The 16,288-nt window shown below is 68.1% G+C and carries 17 protein-coding genes; 3 read left to right on the top strand and 14 right to left on the bottom strand.

Annotation, left to right across the window (positions count from 1 at the left end; genetic code table 11):
• Positions 1-3 precede the first annotated feature (3 nt).
• From rpsC to rpsL, 12 genes are all read right to left on the bottom strand, one after another.
• Positions 4-849, bottom strand: coding sequence for a 30S ribosomal protein S3 (rpsC, locus tag AMETH_RS03285; RefSeq protein WP_017986611.1), 846 nt, complete (start codon positions 847-849; stop codon positions 4-6).
• Positions 849-1,250 carry a 50S ribosomal protein L22 gene (rplV, locus tag AMETH_RS03280; protein ID WP_026153758.1) on the bottom strand — a complete coding sequence of 134 codons (402 nt, stop codon included), beginning with the start codon at positions 1,248-1,250 and terminating at the stop codon, positions 849-851. The genes rpsC and rplV overlap by 1 nt, the downstream gene beginning before the upstream one ends.
• A gap of 31 nt (positions 1,251-1,281) precedes the next feature.
• Positions 1,282-1,563, bottom strand: coding sequence for a 30S ribosomal protein S19 (rpsS, locus tag AMETH_RS03275; RefSeq protein WP_017986609.1), 282 nt, complete (start codon positions 1,561-1,563; stop codon positions 1,282-1,284).
• 18 nt (positions 1,564-1,581) lie between these two features.
• Complete coding sequence (rplB, locus tag AMETH_RS03270; RefSeq protein WP_026153757.1) at positions 1,582-2,415, bottom strand: 50S ribosomal protein L2; 834 nt, start codon at positions 2,413-2,415, stop codon at positions 1,582-1,584.
• A 15-nt stretch (positions 2,416-2,430) separates the two neighbouring features.
• Positions 2,431-2,742: a 50S ribosomal protein L23 gene (rplW, locus tag AMETH_RS03265; protein ID WP_017986607.1), complete on the bottom strand. Its 312-nt coding sequence runs from the start codon at positions 2,740-2,742 to the stop codon at positions 2,431-2,433.
• Positions 2,739-3,425: a 50S ribosomal protein L4 gene (rplD, locus tag AMETH_RS03260; protein WP_017986606.1), complete on the bottom strand. Its 687-nt coding sequence runs from the start codon at positions 3,423-3,425 to the stop codon at positions 2,739-2,741. Before rplD ends, rplW begins: the two co-directional genes overlap by 4 nt.
• Positions 3,422-4,078, bottom strand: coding sequence for a 50S ribosomal protein L3 (rplC, locus tag AMETH_RS03255; RefSeq protein WP_017986605.1), 657 nt, complete (start codon positions 4,076-4,078; stop codon positions 3,422-3,424). The genes rplD and rplC overlap by 4 nt, the downstream gene beginning before the upstream one ends.
• Positions 4,079-4,109: 31 nt before the next feature.
• A complete protein-coding gene (rpsJ, locus tag AMETH_RS03250; protein WP_003883485.1) occupies positions 4,110-4,415 on the bottom strand; it encodes a 30S ribosomal protein S10 in 306 nt (101 codons plus the stop codon).
• A 363-nt stretch (positions 4,416-4,778) separates the two neighbouring features.
• A complete protein-coding gene (gene tuf / locus AMETH_RS03245) occupies positions 4,779-5,972 on the bottom strand; it encodes an elongation factor Tu (RefSeq protein ID WP_017986604.1) in 1,194 nt (397 codons plus the stop codon).
• A gap of 129 nt (positions 5,973-6,101) precedes the next feature.
• Positions 6,102-8,201: an elongation factor G gene (gene fusA, locus AMETH_RS03240; RefSeq protein ID WP_017986603.1), complete on the bottom strand. Its 2,100-nt coding sequence runs from the start codon at positions 8,199-8,201 to the stop codon at positions 6,102-6,104.
• Positions 8,202-8,265: 64 nt separating this feature from the next.
• On the bottom strand, positions 8,266-8,736 hold the full coding sequence (gene rpsG, locus AMETH_RS03235) for a 30S ribosomal protein S7 (protein ID WP_017986602.1): 471 nt from the start codon (positions 8,734-8,736) through the stop codon (positions 8,266-8,268).
• Positions 8,736-9,110 carry a 30S ribosomal protein S12 gene (gene rpsL, locus AMETH_RS03230; protein ID WP_003102113.1) on the bottom strand — a complete coding sequence of 125 codons (375 nt, stop codon included), beginning with the start codon at positions 9,108-9,110 and terminating at the stop codon, positions 8,736-8,738. Before rpsL ends, rpsG begins: the two co-directional genes overlap by 1 nt.
• 549 nt (positions 9,111-9,659) lie before the next feature.
• Between rpsL and AMETH_RS03225 the strand changes: the two genes are divergently transcribed.
• Genes AMETH_RS03225 through AMETH_RS03215 form a run of 3 tightly spaced genes read left to right on the top strand, consistent with a single transcriptional unit; the run spans position 9,660 to position 11,813 of the window.
• On the top strand, positions 9,660-10,247 hold the full coding sequence (locus AMETH_RS03225) for a YbaB/EbfC family nucleoid-associated protein (RefSeq protein WP_017986601.1): 588 nt from the start codon (positions 9,660-9,662) through the stop codon (positions 10,245-10,247).
• A complete protein-coding gene (locus AMETH_RS03220; RefSeq protein WP_017986600.1) occupies positions 10,244-10,585 on the top strand; it encodes a type VII secretion target in 342 nt (113 codons plus the stop codon). Before AMETH_RS03225 ends, AMETH_RS03220 begins: the two co-directional genes overlap by 4 nt.
• Position 10,586: 1 nt before the next feature.
• Positions 10,587-11,813 (top strand): hypothetical protein, encoded by a 1,227-nt coding sequence (locus AMETH_RS03215; protein WP_017986599.1) that lies wholly within the window; start codon positions 10,587-10,589, stop codon positions 11,811-11,813.
• Between the two features lie 219 nt (positions 11,814-12,032).
• On the opposite strand, the gene AMETH_RS38545 is transcribed toward AMETH_RS03215, so the two are convergent.
• Together AMETH_RS38545 and AMETH_RS03210 are read right to left on the bottom strand one after the other, a co-directional pair.
• Positions 12,033-12,179 carry a hypothetical protein gene (locus AMETH_RS38545; protein WP_017986598.1) on the bottom strand — a complete coding sequence of 49 codons (147 nt, stop codon included), beginning with the start codon at positions 12,177-12,179 and terminating at the stop codon, positions 12,033-12,035.
• Between the two features lie 120 nt (positions 12,180-12,299).
• Positions 12,300-16,211 carry a DNA-directed RNA polymerase subunit beta' gene (locus AMETH_RS03210; protein WP_017986597.1) on the bottom strand — a complete coding sequence of 1,304 codons (3,912 nt, stop codon included), beginning with the start codon at positions 16,209-16,211 and terminating at the stop codon, positions 12,300-12,302.
• Between the last annotated feature and the right edge of the window lie 77 nt (positions 16,212-16,288).

Genomic DNA, 16,288 nt, shown 5'->3' with positions numbered 1-16,288 from the left:
GCCTCAGCCCTCCGTCTTCTCGGCCGCGTCCGGCGAACCCTGCGCGGGCGCCTCGCTGGTCGCGACATCCGTGTCGGCCTTCGCGGCGGCAGCGGCGCGGCCGGCTTCGGTCGAGGTCGGCGTCGTGCCCTGGGCGCCGGAACGGCGCGGGCGCGACGGACGCTCCCGGCGCGGACGCTCGTTGGCGGCCGCGGCGTCCCGCTCGGCCTTGGCCTTCAGGCCGCCGACCAGGTCACCCTTGTAGATCCACACCTTCACGCCGATGCGGCCGAAGGTGGTGCGGGCCTCGAAGAAGCCGTAGTCGATGTCCGCACGCAGCGTGTGCAGCGGGACCCGGCCGTCGCGGTAGTGCTCCGACCGCGACATCTCGGCACCGCCGAGGCGGCCGCTGCACTGCACGCGGATGCCCTTGACCTGCGACGAGCGCATGGTCGTCTGGATCGCCTTGCGCATCGCGCGGCGGAACGCCACGCGGTTGGACAGCTGCTCGGCGACGCTCTGGGCGACCAGCTGCGCGTCGGCCTCGGGGTTCTTGACCTCAAGGATGTTCAGCTGGACCTGCTTGCCGGTCAGCTTCTCCAGCGAGCCGCGGATCCGGTCGGCCTCCGCGCCACGGCGGCCGATCACGATGCCCGGACGCGCGGTGTGGATGTCGACGCGCACGCGGTCACGGGTGCGCTCGATCTCGACCTTGGAGATGCCGGCGCGCTCCATGCCCGTGGACAGCAGCTTGCGGATCTTGACGTCCTCGGCCACGTACTCCGCGTACTGCTTGTCGGCGTACCAGCGCGACTTCCAGTCGGTGGTGATCCCCAGCCGGAAGCCGTGCGGGTTGATCTTCTGGCCCACTAGCGGCCACCTGCCTTCTTCTTACCGCTCTTCTTCGCTTCCGGACGCGACTCCACCTCGACCGTGATGTGGCTGGTCCGCTTCCGGATCCGGTACGCACGGCCCTGGGCGCGCGGCTGGATGCGCTTGAGGGTCGGGCCCTCGTCGGCGTACGCGTTCTTCACGAACAGCGTGTCCGGGTCCAGGTTGAGGTTGTTCTCGGCGTTGGCCACGGCGCTGGCGAGCACCTTCGCCACCGGCTGGCTCGCCGCGTACGGCGAGAACCGGAGCACGGCGAGGGCTTCGGCGGCGCTAAGACCCTTGATCAGCTCGATCACCCGGCGCACCTTCGTCGGCGAGTCCCGGACGAAGCGAGCCCGCGCCACGGCCACCTGGGCCGGAGCGGTTTCTGGGGCTGTCATCGCTTGCTTTCCCTAACTCTCGTGTGCCCGCTCAGCGGCGGCGCGACTTCCGGTCATCCTTGACGTGACCCTTGAAGGTCCGCGTCGGAGCGAACTCGCCAAGCTTGTGGCCGACCATGGCCTCGCTGACGAACACCGGCACGTGCTTGCGGCCGTCGTGCACCGCGATGGTGTGACCCAGCATGTCCGGGATGATCGTGGACCGGCGGGACCAGGTCTTGATCACGGTCTTCTTGCCCGACTCGTTGAGCGCGTCCACCTTCTTGAGCAGGTGGTCGTCCACGAACGGGCCCTTCTTCAGGCTACGCGGCATGTTGTCTTACCTCCCTGCTCAGCGCTTCTTGCCGGTACGCCGGCGGCGGACGATCAGTGCGTCGGACGGCTTGCGGCGGCGGGTGCGGCCCTCCGGCTTGCCGTTCGGGTTGACCGGGTGGCGACCACCCGAGGTCTTGCCCTCACCACCACCGTGCGGGTGGTCGACCGGGTTCATGACGACACCACGGACGGTCGGGCGCTTGCCCCGCCAGCGGTTGCGGCCCGCCTTGCCCCAGTTGATGTTCTGGTGCTCGGAGTTGCCGACCTCGCCGACGGTGGCGCGGTTGCGCACGTCCACGTTGCGGATTTCACCCGAGGGCATCCGCAGCTGGGCGTACGGGCCGTCCTTGGCGACCAGCTGCACGCGGGCGCCTGCGGAGCGGGCGATCTTCGCGCCGCCACCGGGGCGGAGCTCGATCGCGTGCACCACGGTGCCGACCGGGATGTTGCGCAGCGGCAGGTTGTTGCCCGGCTTGATGTCGGCGCGCGGGCCGGCTTCCACCGTGTCGCCCTGCTTGAGCTTGTCCGGCGCGATGATGTAGCGCTTCTCGCCGTCCGCGTAGTGCAGCAGCGCGATGCGGGCGGTCCGGTTGGGGTCGTACTCGATGTGCGCGACCTTGGCCGGGATGCCGTCCTTGTCGTTGCGCCGGAAGTCGATGACCCGGTAGGCCCGCTTGTGGCCGCCACCCTTGTGCCGGGTGGTGATCTTGCCCGAGGAGTTGCGGCCGCCCGACTTGCTCAGCGGGCGCAGCAGCGACTTCTCCGGCTCGGACCGGGTGATCTCGGCGAAGTCCGACACGCTCGAGCCACGGCGGCCCGGAGTCGTCGGCTTGTACTTACGAATACCCATGACAGCTTCCGTCCCTTACGCGGCGGGTCCGCCGAAGATCTCGATCGGCTTGCTCTCGGCGGACAGCGTCACGACGGCGCGCTTGACGTTCTTGCGCTTGCCGAAGCCGTAGCGGGTCCGCTTGCGCTTGCCCTGCCGGTTCAGCGTGTTCACGCTGACGACCTTGACGCCGAAGATCTGCTCGACGGCGATCTTGATCTGCGTCTTGTTGGCGTCCGGCCGGACCTCGAACGTGTACTTGTGGTCCTCGAGGAGCCCGTAGGACTTCTCGGAGATCACCGGCGCGAGCACGATGTCACGAGGGTCCGGGATGGCAACGCTGCTCACTGCGCTTCACTCCCTTCAACCTCGCTGGCCCGCGCCGAAGCCTTGGCCGCCTTGCCCTTGACGGGACCGGCGATGAAGGCGTCGTACGCGGCCTTGGTGAACACCACGTCGTCGTTGACCAGCACGTCGTAGGTGTTGAGCTGGTCGGGGTTGATCAGGTGCACGTTCGGCAGGTTGCGGGCCGACAGCCAGCCCTGCTCGTCCTCGCGGTGCAGCACGACCAGCAGGCGCTTGGCCTGGGTCACGGCGGCGAGGACCTTCTTCGCCTCCTTGGTGCTGGGCTTCTCGCCCGACACCAGCTCGGTGATGACGTGCACCTGGCCGGCGCGCGCCCGGTCGGAGAGGGCGCCACGCAGGGCGGCGGCCTTCATCTTCTTCGGGGTGCGCTGGGTGTAGTCGCGCGGCGTGGGGCCGTGGACGGTGCCACCGCCGGCGAACTGCGGGGCGCGGGTCGAACCCTGGCGGGCGCGGCCGGTGCCCTTCTGGCGGTACGGCTTCTTGCCGCCACCGGAGACCTCGCCGCGGGTCTTCGTGTCGTGCGTGCCCTGGCGCGCGGCGGCCTGCTGGGCCACCACGACCTGGTGCATCAGCGGCACGTTGGCCTGCACGTCGAAGATCTCGGCGGGGAGCTCGACGGTGCCCTCGGCGCTGCCGGCCGGGGTCTTCAGCTCGACGCTGGTCATTCGGTAGCACCACCCTTCGCGGCGGTCTTGACGAAGACGAGGCTGCCCTTGGGGCCGGGGACGGCGCCCTTGATCAGCAGCAGGCCCTCTTCGGCGCGCACGTCGTGGACGGTCAGGCCCTGGGTGGTGACCTTGACGCCACCCATGCGGCCGGCCATGCGCAGGCCCTTGAACACACGGCCCGGGGTGGCGCAGCCACCGATCGAACCGGGGGCGCGGTGCTTCGCCTGGTTACCGTGGCTGGCGCCCTGGCCCTTGAAGCCGTGGCGCTTCATGACACCGGCGTAGCCCTTGCCCTTGCTGGTGCCCGTGACGTCGACGCGCGAGCCGGCGGGGAACACCTCTGCGGTGATCTCCTGGCCGACCTCGTAGCTCTCGGCGTCGGTCGTGCGCAGCTCGGCGAGGTAACGCCGTGGGGTCACGCCCGCCTTCTGGAAGTGGCCGGTCACCGGCTTGTTGACCTTGCGCGGGTCCACGGCGCCGAAAGCCAGCTGCACGGCCTGGTAGCCGTCGTTGTCCTGGGTACGGATCTGGGTCACCACGTTCGGCCCGGCCTGCACGACGGTCACCGGAACGATCCGGTTGTCCTCGCCGAAGACCTGGGTCATGCCGAGCTTGGTGCCCAGGATGCCCTTTACTTGCCTGTCAGACATGAGTCTCTTATCTCCGCCGCTCGCCCAACGCTTACTGGATGTTGACGTCGACGCTCGCCGGGAGGTCGATGCGCATGAGCGCGTCGACCGTCTTCGGCGTCGGGTCGAGGATGTCGATCAGCCGCTTGTGCGTGCGCATCTCGAAGTGCTCGCGCGAGTCCTTGTACTTGTGCGGCGAGCGGATGACGCAGTAAACGTTCTTCTCGGTGGGCAGCGGCACAGGTCCGACGACCGAGGCGCCGGTGCGCGTCACCGTCTCGACGATCTTGCGCGCGCTGGCATCGATCGCCTCGTGGTCGTAGGCCTTGAGCCTGATGCGGATCTTCTGTCCCGCCATGGTCGCAGCTCGTTCCTTCGTCTTGTGCCGCTATCTCTACCCGCGCATTCGCGCCGGTTTCCGCACGTCAACGCCCTCGCGTCCGATCCACGCGGTCGGGCGTGTCGCGCCCGCTGCGCAGACTGATCCCGTAGGAGGATCGTCGTCGTGCCGGTTGGTCTTCACCGCGAGACGGCCGTGCCGGCCATCTGTCGCGCCCGCGGTCTCCACCTGGGAAACCCACGGACCAAGGCCGCTCGCGCCGGGGCGGCCGATTTCTCTAGAGATATCGGCCGCCCCGCAACGAGCAACTCAACTAGTGTCGCACACGTGGTTCCACAACCCGGCCCCGGGGTGCTATAAGCACTCCGGGGCCGGATGGAATCACTTGATGATCTTGGTGACCTGGCCCGCGCCGACGGTCCGGCCACCCTCGCGGATGGCGAACCGCAGACCCTCGTCCATGGCGACCGGCTGGATGAGCTGCACCTTGATCTCGGTGTTGTCACCCGGCATGACCATCTCGGTGCCCTCGGGGAGGGTCACGACGCCGGTCACGTCGGTCGTGCGGAAGTAGAACTGCGGGCGGTAGTTGTTGAAGAACGGCGTGTGCCGGCCACCCTCGTCCTTGGACAGGATGTAGACCGAGCCCTCGAACTCCGTGTGCGGAGTCGTGGTGCCGGGCTTCACGACGACCTGGCCGCGCTCGACGTCCTCGCGCTTGATGCCGCGGAGCAGCAGACCGACGTTGTCACCGGCCTGGCCCGAGTCGAGCAGCTTGCGGAACATCTCGACACCGGTGACGGTGGTCTTGGTCGACTTCTCGCGGATACCCACGATCTCGACCTCTTCGTTGACGTTGATCTGGCCGCGCTCCACGCGACCGGTCACGACGGTGCCGCGGCCGGTGATGGTGAAGACGTCCTCGATCGGCATCAGGAACGGCTTGTCGAGGTCACGCACCGGGTCCGGCACGTTGTCATCGACGGCCTGCATGAGCTCGAGAACCGACTCGGCCCACTTGGCGTCGCCCTCGAGGGCCTTGAGGCCGGAGACCTTGACCACGGGGGCGTCGTCGCCGGGGAACTCCTGCGAGGACAGCAGCTCGCGGACCTCCAGCTCGACGAGCTCGAGGATCTCCTCGTCGTCCACCATGTCGGCCTTGTTCAGGGCCACCACGATGTAGGGCACGCCGACCTGGCGGGCGAGCAGCACGTGCTCACGGGTCTGCGGCATCGGGCCGTCGGTCGCGGCGACCACCAGGATCGCGCCGTCCATCTGGGCGGCACCGGTGATCATGTTCTTGATGTAGTCCGCGTGACCGGGGGCGTCCACGTGGGCGTAGTGACGCTTCTCGGTCTGGTACTCGACGTGCGAGATGTTGATCGTGATGCCGCGCTGCTTCTCTTCCGGCGCGTTGTCGATCTGGTCGAACGCCCGGGACTCGTTGAGCTCCGGGTACTTGTCGTGCAGAACCTTGGTGATCGCCGCGGTCAGCGTGGTCTTGCCGTGGTCGACGTGACCGATGGTCCCGATGTTGACGTGCGGCTTGCTCCGCTCGAACTTCGCCTTCGCCACTGGAATGTCCTCCTGGACTCTTGCTTTTGCTTCACCGGACGGCGTGGCAGCCGAACGGCGATCGATCTGGTCGGTTGTGCGGACCCTAGGGGAGGCCCCTGTGCGCGCCCGCGTTGGGTGCTGAGGGGTTTACTCCCCCGTCGCCTTCGCGATGATCTCCTTCGCGACGTTCGAGGGAACCTCGGCGTAGGAGTCGAACGTCATCGAGTAGTTCGCCCGACCCTGGGTACGAGACCGCAGGTCGCCGACGTACCCGAACATCTCGGACAGCGGAACCAGTGCCTTCACGACTCGGGTGCCTGCCCGCTCGTCCATGGCCTGGATCTGGCCACGGCGAGAGTTGAGGTCGCCGATGACGTCACCCATGTAGTCCTCGGGGGTGGTCACCTCGACGGCCATGACCGGCTCGAGCAGAACCGGACTGGCCTGGCGCGCGGCCTCCTTGAGCGCCATGGAACCGGCGATCTTGAAGGCCATTTCCGACGAGTCGACCTCGTGGTAAGCGCCGTCCAACAGGGTCACCTTCAGCCCGACCAGCGGGTAACCGGCGAGGACACCGTACTGCATGGCGTCCTGGGCGCCGGCGTCCACCGACGGGATGTACTCGCGCGGCACGCGGCCACCGGTGACCTTGTTGTCGAACTCGTAGAGGGCGCCGTCGCCAGTGGACAGCGGCTCCAGCTTGATGATCACGCGCGCGAACTGACCAGAACCACCGGTCTGCTTCTTGTGCGTGTACTCGTACTTCTCGACCGTGCGGCGGATCGTCTCGCGGTAGGCGACCTGAGGCTTACCGATGTTCGCCTCGACCTTGTAGTCGGACTTCATGCGGTTGACCAGCACCTCGAGGTGCAGCTCGCCCATGCCCGCGATGATCGTCTGACCGGTCTCCTCGTCCAGCTGGACCTGGAACGTGGGGTCCTCCTCGGCCAGCTTCTGGATCGCAGTCGACAGCTTCTCCTGGTCGGCCTTCGTCTTGGGCTCGATGGCCACCTTGATGACCGGCTCCGGGAAGGTCATCGACTCGAGGACGATCGGGTTCTGCGGGTCGCACAGGGTGTCACCGGTCGTGGTGTCCTTCAGGCCGATGACCGCGTAGATGTGGCCGGCCTGGGCCTCGTCGACCGGGTTCTCCTTGTTGGAGTGCATCTGGAAGAGCTTCCCGATGCGCTCCTTGCGCTCCTTGGTCGAGTTGATGACCTGCGCACCGGCGGCGACCTTGCCCGAGTAGACCCGGACGTAGGTCAGCTTGCCGAAGAAGGGGTGCGCGGCGATCTTGAACGCCAGCGCCGCGAACGGCTCGTCGACCGACGGCTTCCGGGACGCCGGGGTCTCACCGTCGGTGAGGGTGCCCTCGACGGCGGGGACGTCCAGCGGCGACGGCAGGTAGTCGATCACCGCGTCCAGCATGGGCTGCACGCCCTTGTTCTTGAACGCGGAGCCGCACAGCACCGGGTACGCCTCGCGGGCGACCGTCAGCTTGCGGATGCCGGCCTTGATGTCGGCCTCGGACAGCTCCTCGCCGCCGAAGTACTTCTCCATCAGGGCGTCGTCGGTCTCCGCGACGGCCTCGATCAGCTTGTCGCGGTACTCGGCGGCCTTGTCGGCGAGGTCGGCCGGGATCTCCTCGACCTCGTAGTCCTCGCCCTTCTTGACCTCGCCCCGCCAGGTCAGCGCCTTCATGCGGACCAGGTCGATGACGCCCTGGAAGTCGCTCTCGGCGCCGATCGGCAGCTGGATGACCAGCGGGCGCGCACCGAGGCGCTCCTCGATGGTGCGCACGGTGAAGTAGAAGTCCGCGCCCAGCTTGTCCATCTTGTTGACGAAGCAGATGCGCGGGACCTCGTACTTGTCGGCCTGGCGCCAGACCTGCTCGGACTGGGGCTCGACACCCTCCTTGCCGTCGAAGACGGCAACGGCACCGTCGAGCACCCGCAGCGAACGCTCCACCTCGACGGTGAAGTCGACGTGGCCGGGGGTGTCGATGATGTTGATCTGGTGGTCGGCCCAGAAGGTGGTGGTGGCAGCCGAGGTGATGGTGATACCCCGCTTCTGCTCCTCCTCCATCCAGTCCATCGTCGCGGCGCCGTCGTGCACCTCGCCGATCTTGTAGTTGATCCCGGTGTAGAACAGGATCCGCTCGGTGGTGGTGGTCTTACCGGCGTCGATGTGAGCCATGATGCCGATGTTGCGGACCTTGTTCAGGTCGGTCAGCACGTCGCGTGCCACTGCACTGTTCCCCTGTCTCGAAGCTTGGGGCCCGGCCTGGCTTGTCTCGGCAGCCGGGCTACGTTCACCACCGGTAGTGGGCGAACGCCTTGTTGGACTCGGCCATCTTGTGGGTGTCCTCGCGGCGCTTCACGCTGGCCCCGAGGCCGTTGCTCGCATCGAGCAGCTCGTTCTGCAGACGCTCGATCATGGTCTTCTCGCGGCGGGCACGGGAGAAGCTGACGATCCACCGCAGCGCAAGGGTCGTCGAGCGGCCCGGCTTGACCTCGATCGGCACCTGGTAGGTGGCACCACCGACGCGGCGGCTCTTCACCTCGATGCTCGGCTTCACGTTGTCCAGCGCACGCTTCAGCGTGACGACGGGATCCGTGCCAGTCTTCTCACGGGCGCCTTCCAGCGCGCCGTAGACGATGCGCTCGGCCAGCGAGCGCTTGCCGTCGGTCAGCACCTTGTTGATCAGCTGCGTGACCAGCGGAGAACCGTAGACCGGGTCGGAGATCAGCGGCCGCTTCGGGGCCGGACCCTTGCGGGGCATTAGCTCTTCTCCTTCTTCGCGCCGTACCGGCTGCGCGCCTGCTTGCGGTTCTTCACACCCTGGGTGTCGAGCGAACCGCGGATGATCTTGTAGCGAACGCCGGGCAGGTCCTTCACACGACCACCACGCACGAGCACCATCGAGTGCTCCTGCAGGTTGTGGCCCTCGCCCGGGATGTAGGCGGTGACCTCGATGCCGCTGGTCAGCTTGACACGCGCGACCTTGCGCAGCGCCGAGTTCGGCTTCTTGGGCGTCGTGGTGTACACGCGGGTGCACACGCCACGCCGCTGCGGACTCCCCTTGAGGGCCGCGGTCTTCTGCTTGGCAGCCTTGTCCTGGCGGCCCTTGCGGACCAGCTGCTGGATCGTGGGCAATGGACCAGCCTTCTGTCGCGTCTTGCTTGTTCCGTCTTGGTCTCCCCGGCCCCCGAGGTCGGGCGTGTCGGCCCGCGTCTGGGTCTCTCGACCGCTAACGTTCCCTCGGATTTCCGTGGAGCTCCGCTTCGCCGCGGCCGTCGCCACGATGCCGGAGCATCCCCGCTTGGCCGAAAAGCACGCAGAGCGGCCCGACGCATGCCGGGCACAGTCGTCAAAGATACCCGCCCTTGCGGCAGGCGGTGGCATCGGGGGTCCCTAACGGGCTCACACCCCGGCTCCGGCGAGAAGGTGGTGTGGCGAGTCTAGCTGAAAGACGGCCGCACGGGACCGTTCCGCCAACTGGCGGGACACCGTCGGCCGGCGCGTTCGAGCAGGTCGGCGGGCATCTTCGGCAAGAGTTACAACGCCGGAATTGGCTCGGGAATTCCCGCGTGGCGAAAGTGATCAATCGAATCGGTGAGTTCCACAGAAGCGTGCCCGGTGCACACGCGTGTGGTGCATGATCCGATACCGAAGGTGCGTAATTCACCACGGGGAGGGACCTGCATGGCCTACGGCAGCCATGGCGACCTGGTCGAGCAGCTGCAGCAGAAGCTGCGCCGGATCGACGAGCTGAAGCAGCAGGGTGAGCAGCGGCAGGCCGCGTTCACCCGGATGAAGCACGAGATCGGCGAGCTGTCGATCACCGTGTCCTCCCCCGACCGGGGCGTGACGGTCGTCGCCGGGCCGGGCGGGAGCGTGCAGTCGGTGCGGGTGAGCGAGCAGGCGTTGCAGGGCAGCGCGATCCAGCTGTCGTCGACGATCACGACGACGATCCACGAGGCGGTGGCCGCGGCGGCCCGCAGGCAGGCGGCGATCGTGCAGGACGCGCTCGGGCCGTCCAGCAACGTGCTGGAGCAGGTGCTGCAGACCCAGGCGGAGGCGTTCGGCACCAGCGTGGCCGCGCTGAAGGCGACGGTCGCGGACGAGCGCCCGGTGGTGCCGCAGCGGCCCATCGACCAGGGCGCGGACTTCGCCGAAGAGGACTTCCTGGCCGAGCAGCAGCCGGCCCGCCCGGCCCGCCCGGAGGTCCGCCGCAGGCCCGCCGAGGACGACGACTTCCTGGACCCGTTCGACGAGGGTGACCGCCGGTGAGCGGGGGCTACTCGGTCGACGTCGGAGCGCTGCGCAAGACGGCCGCCGCGGCGGCCGCGCAGACCTCGCAGGTCAGCGCCTTGCAGCAGCAGATGCAGGACGCCGACGTGCCGCCGGTGTCGTGGGGCCTGCTCGGGCAGCCCATCGTGCACACCGTCTACCGGGACATGCTGGGCCAGCTGAAGGACCACCTGGCGCAGATGGCCGAGGGCTACCAGGCGATCGGCGCGAAGCTGACGAAGGCGGCCGACATGTACGCCGCCATGGACGACGGCGTGGTCGCCGCGTTCCGGGACATCGGCGAAGATCTGGACGAGGCAGCCGAGGGGGTGGTCTGACGTGCCGACCAACGAAGAGGCGCTGGTCGGCCACCTCGGCGACTTCGCGGGCGAGTACGACGCCGCGGCGAACCTGGAGCGCCTCGAGGACACCCCGGCGGGACAGCTCTACGACAAGGGCGAGCAGGCGTTCGACGCCACGTCCAAGCTCCGGCAGGCCATGGAGGACGGCGACCTCCAGGCGTTGGCGAGCGACGGTTTCCAGGCGCTCAGCGCGGCCACGAGCTTCGTGGACGAGGCGGCCGGCACCATCACCGGCATCGTCTCCGATCCGCTGGGCTGGCTGATCTCCAACGGCGTGAGCTTCCTGATCAGCTGGATCGAGCCGCTCAACGAGGCGCTCGAGCTGGTCACCGGCGATCCAGAGGCGCTGCTGGCCGGCGCGGACGCCTTCAACGCGCTGGGCGGGGACATCGAGCGGCTGTGCGCCGACACCGAGAAGCTGCTCGTCGAAGGCCTCGCCGGCTGGGAAGGTCCCGCTGCCGCGGCGGCGGGCGAGCGGCTCGCGGAGTTCCGGGACGGGCTGAAGGGCACCGCGGGCGCCACCGGCGAGATCGCGACGCTGCTCGCGGTCAGCTCGGCCGTGATGAGCGTGATCAAGGACGTGATCACCAGCATCATCAGCGACTTCGTGGAGTGGCTGATCGTGACCTGGCTCGCCGCGCTCGCGGCGTCCACCGTCACGTTCGGCGGCTCGCTCACCGTGGCGACGGGAGCCACCGCTGCGCGAGCAGGCACGGAGACCATGAAGGCCAACCGCTGGGTCCTCAAGCTCAAGCAGATCATCGACAAGCTCAACGAGCTCATCGGCAGGATCCAGGCGTTCCTGGCGAAGATCCCCGGGTTCCGGAAGCTCGCCGACGGCCTGGGCACCGCGGACAGCCGGGTCGGCAAGCTCGTCGACGGCACGCTGACCGAGAACCTGGGCGACGAACTCGTCGGCAAGCTCAAAGACGGCACCGCGACCCTCGGCGGCGCGATCCGCGAGCGGGCCGGCGAGACGATCCGCGACGCCGCGGTCGAGGCCGCCAAGGAGAAGGTGTTCTCGACCTACGACAACCTCGCGAAGGACGCTAACGTCGAGGAGATCAAGGTCCCGGACCTGGCGGGCACCGCCAAGGCGGCCAGCGAGACCGTTCAGCCGTTCAAGGACGCCGTCGAGCGGCGGGGTGCCGCTGGAGATCCGGACATGGACGACGCCGAGATCAGCGGCAAGCTCGACTTCTGAGCCACGCGAAAAGGGGCCCCTGGCGCCGCGCCTGGGGCCCCTTTCACGTCGGAAGGGCTGGGTTCTGTTTCACAAACGGCGGAGCCGCTTGCGGTGGGCCGTCAACCGGCACCGCCGCGGGTTAGAACGGGCGGAGCCGCGCGGAGTGCGTCCGTCGAGGGTGGTGGCGGGCGGGGCCGCTACCCGCACCGCCACGCAGGCCATCTCCGAAACACCCCCCTAGTCGTCCTCGTCGGGTTTGGCGTGGTCCGGCTTGCCCGGGTTGGGGTCCCTCGACAGGTCGATCGCCGGGTGCGTCGGGGCACCTTCGGGCGCTGCGTGCCGCCCACTCGACGGCGCGTCATCCGGGGTCTGCTCAGCGTTCACAACGCCCTCCTCGTGTCGCTCGTGTGAACTCGCGCCTCACGCTACCTCCGCGACCCGCCCCGGACACGACGAAGCCCCCGGCTCCACGAAGGGAACCGGGGGCTTCGCGAACAACTCAGGTCAGCGGAAGTCCCGACCGAAGTCGTAGTCGTCCAGCGGAACCGCGGCGCCGGTGCCGGTGCCGAAGACGTCCGGGGTGTAGTAGCCGTCGTCGTAGGACGGGATGGCGTACGCCGCCACCCGGGCCTCCTCCGTCGGCTGCACCTGGATGTTCCGGTACCGGTTGATGCCGGTGCCCGCCGGGATCAGCTTACCGATGATCACGTTCTCCTTGAGGCCCACGAGCTTGTCGCTGCGGCCGTTGATCGCCGCGTCGGTCAGGACACGCGTGGTCTCCTGGAACGACGCCGCCGACAGCCACGAGTCCGTGGTCAGCGAGGCCTTCGTGATCCCCATCAGCACCGGGCGGCCCGAGGCCGGCTCGCCGCCCTCGGCCACGACCGACCGGTTCGTGCTCTCGAACTTGGTCCGCTCGGGCAGCTCGCCCGGCAGGAAGTCCGTCGAACCGGAGTCGATGATCGTCACCCGGCGCAGCATCTGCCGGACGATGACCTCGATGTGCTTGTCGTGGATCGACACACCCTGGGCCCGGTACACTTTCTGGACCTCTTCGACGAGGTGCATCTGCGCCTCGCGCGGGCCCATGACACGCAGCACCTCGTGCGGGTCCGGCGTGCCCTCGAGCAGCAGCTGGCCGACGTTCACGTGGTCGCCGTCCTGCAGCGGCCCGTTCGGCGTGTTGGCCAGGCGCTGACGCTTCGACAGCTTGTCGAAGACGATCTCCTCGCCACCGTCGTCCGGGATGAGCGTGATCTTCCAGAACCGCTCGCTCTCCTCGATGCGCACGCGGCCATCGACGTCGGCGATCGGCGCCTTGCCCTTCGGGACCCGGGCCTCGAACAGCTCGGTGACACGGGGCAGACCGGTCGTGATGTCGTCACCGGCGACACCACCCTGGTGGAAGGTACGCATCGTCAGCTGCGTACCCGGCTCACCGATCGACTGTGCGGCGACGATACCGACGGCCTCACCCACGTCGACGAGCTTGCCGGTCGCCATCGAGCGGCCGTAGCACATCGCGCAGACACCGACGGCCGACTCGCAGGTCAGCACCGAGCGGACCTTGACCTTGGTGACGCCGAACGCGATCAGCTTCTCCATGGCCGGGTCGGACAGGTCGTCGCCCGCGTTGAGCACGACGTTGCCCTGCTCGTCGGTGACGTCCTGGGCGAGCGTCCGGGCGTACACGCTGGTCTCCACGTGCGCGCCGCGCAGCACGGTGCCGTCCGGCTGCTTCTCGCCGATCGGCCGGGTCACGCCGCGGCTGGTGCCGCAGTCGGTCTCCCGGACGATGACGTCCTGCGACACGTCCACCAGACGACGGGTCAGGTAACCCGAGTCGGCGGTCCGCAGCGCGGTGTCGGCCAGACCCTTCCGCGCACCGTGGGTGGCGATGAAGTACTCCGCCACCGACAGGCCCTCGCGGAAGTTCGACTTGATCGGGCGCGGGATGTACTCACCCTTCGGGTTCGACACCAGACCACGCATACCGGCCAGCGACCGGACCTGGGTCATGTTGCCCGCCGCCCCGGACTTCACGATCATCGAGATCGGGTTGTCCTCCGGGAAGGCGTCCTCCATGATCTCGGCGACCTCGTCGGTCGCCTGGGTCCACACCTTGACCAGCTCGTTGTTGCGCTCGGCGTGCGAGAGCTGACCACGCTGGTAGCGCTTCTCCACCTGCGCGGCCTTGGCCTCGTACCGGTCGAGGATCTCCTTCTTCTCCGGCGGCACGATGACGTCGAACATCGACACCGTGACACCCGAGCGGGTGGCCCAGTAGAAGCCGGCGTCCTTGAGCCGGTCCAGGACCTGCGCGACCTGCGTCATCGAGTACCGCTCGGCGAGGTCGTTCACGATCGCCGCCTGGCGCTTCTTCGGCAGCGGCTCGTTGATGAACGGGTAGTCCGCCGGCAGCAGGTCGTTGAACAGCACCCGGCCCAGGGTGGTCTCGGCCAGCCACGGCTGACCGGGCTCCCAGCCCTTCTCGGTGAGCTCGGCGATCTGGGCCTTGTTCGGCTGACGGTCCTTGACGCGGATCTTGATCGGCGCGTGCAGGCCCAGCGTCTTGCGGTCGAAGGCCATGATGGCCTCGGCCGGGGAGCTGAACGCCTGGCCGGCGCCGACCGCGTTCTCGTCGAGACGGGTCAGGTGGAACAGGCCGGTGACCATGTCCAGACGCGGCATGGCCAGCGGGCGGCCCGACGCCGGCGACAGGATGTTGTTCGCCGACAGCATCAGGATCCGGGCCTCGGCCTGCGCCTCGGCCGACAGCGGCAGGTGCACCGCCATCTGGTCACCGTCGAAGTCCGCGTTGAACGCCTCGCAGACCAGCGGGTGCAGCTGGATGGCCTTGCCCTCGACCAGCTGCGGCTCGAAGGCCTGGATGCCCAGCCGGTGCAGGGTCGGCGCACGGTTGAGGAGCACCGGGTGACCGGTGATGACCTCTTCCAGCACGTCCCACACCTGCGGGCGGGCCCGCTCCACCATCCGCTTCGCGGACTTGATGTTCTGCGCGTGGTTCAGGTCGACCAGCCGCTTCATGACGAACGGCTTGAACAGCTCCAGCGCCATGTCCTTGGGCAGACCGCACTGGTGCAGCTTCAGCTGCGGGCCGACGATGATGACCGAACGGCCCGAGTAGTCGACGCGCTTGCCGAGCAGGTTCTGGCGGAACCGGCCCTGCTTGCCCTTGAGCAGGTCGGACAGCGACTTCAGCGGCCGGTTGCCAGGGCCGGTGACCGGACGGCCGCGGCGGCCGTTGTCGAACAGCGCGTCGACGGCCTCCTGCAGCATCCGCTTCTCGTTGTTGACGATGATCTCGGGCGCGCCGAGGTCGATCAGCCGCTTGAGGCGGTTGTTCCGGTTGATGACCCGGCGGTACAGGTCGTTGAGGTCCGAGGTGGCGAAGCGGCCACCGTCGAGCTGCACCATCGGGCGCAGGTCCGGCGGGATCACGGGGACCGCGTCGAGGACCATGCCGCGCGGGTCGTTGCCGGTGGCCTGGAAGGCCGCGACGACCTTGAGCCGCTTCAGAGCGCGGAGCTTCTTCTGCCCCTTGCCGTTGCGGATCGTGTCGCGCAGCTTCTCGGCCTCGGCGTTGACGTCGAACTCGGTGGCCAGCTTCTGGATGGCCTCCGCGCCCATGCCGCCGGTGAAGTACTCGCCGTAGCGGTCGTACAGCTCGCGGTACAGGGTCTCGTCCGCGATCAGCTGACGCGGCTCGAGCTTGGTGAAGGTGGTCCAGATCTCCTCGAGCCGGTCCAGCTCGCGCTGCGCGCGGTCGCGGAGCTGCTTCATCTCCCGCTCGCCGCCCTCCTTGACCTTCCGGCGCACGTCGGACTTGGCGCCTTCGGCCTCGAGCTGGGCGAGGTCGGCCTCGAGCTTCTGCGCGCGCGCCTCGATGTCGGCGTCGCGCTTCGCCTCGATGTTCTTCCGCTCGACGCTGATCTCGTTCTCCAGCGTCGGCAGGTCGTTGTGCCGCAGCTCGGTGTTCACACCGGTGATCACGTAGGCCGCGAAGTAGATGATCTTCTCGAGGTCCTTGGGCGCCAGGTCGAGCAGGTAGCCCAGGCGCGAAGGAACACCCTTGAAGTACCAGATGTGCGTGACCGGCGCGGCCAGCTCGATGTGGCCCATCCGCTCACGGCGCACCTTGGCACGGGTCACCTCGACACCACAGCGCTCGCAGATGATGCCCTTGAAGCGGACCCGCTTGTACTTACCGCAGTAGCACTCCCAGTCCCGGGTGGGGCCGAAGATCTTCTCGCAGAAGAGCCCGTCCTTCTCCGGCTTCAGGGTGCGGTAGTTGATGGTCTCCGGCTTCTTGACCTCGCCGAAGGACCACTGACGGATGTCATCGGCGGTCGCCAGGCCGATCCGGAGCTCATCGAAGAAGTTGACGTCCAGCACGTCGTTGCATCCCCTTTGGGGTTGATTCGGCTAGAGGAGTCGGCTACCGGGAGCGGGGCCGCGGGAGGTGGCCCCGC

The organism is Amycolatopsis methanolica 239, assembly GCF_000739085.1.
Taxonomy (GTDB): domain Bacteria; phylum Actinomycetota; class Actinomycetes; order Mycobacteriales; family Pseudonocardiaceae; genus Amycolatopsis_E; species Amycolatopsis_E methanolica.
Note: the sequence above shows the minus strand (reverse complement) of the source record. Positions and strands in the feature narration are given on the sequence as shown.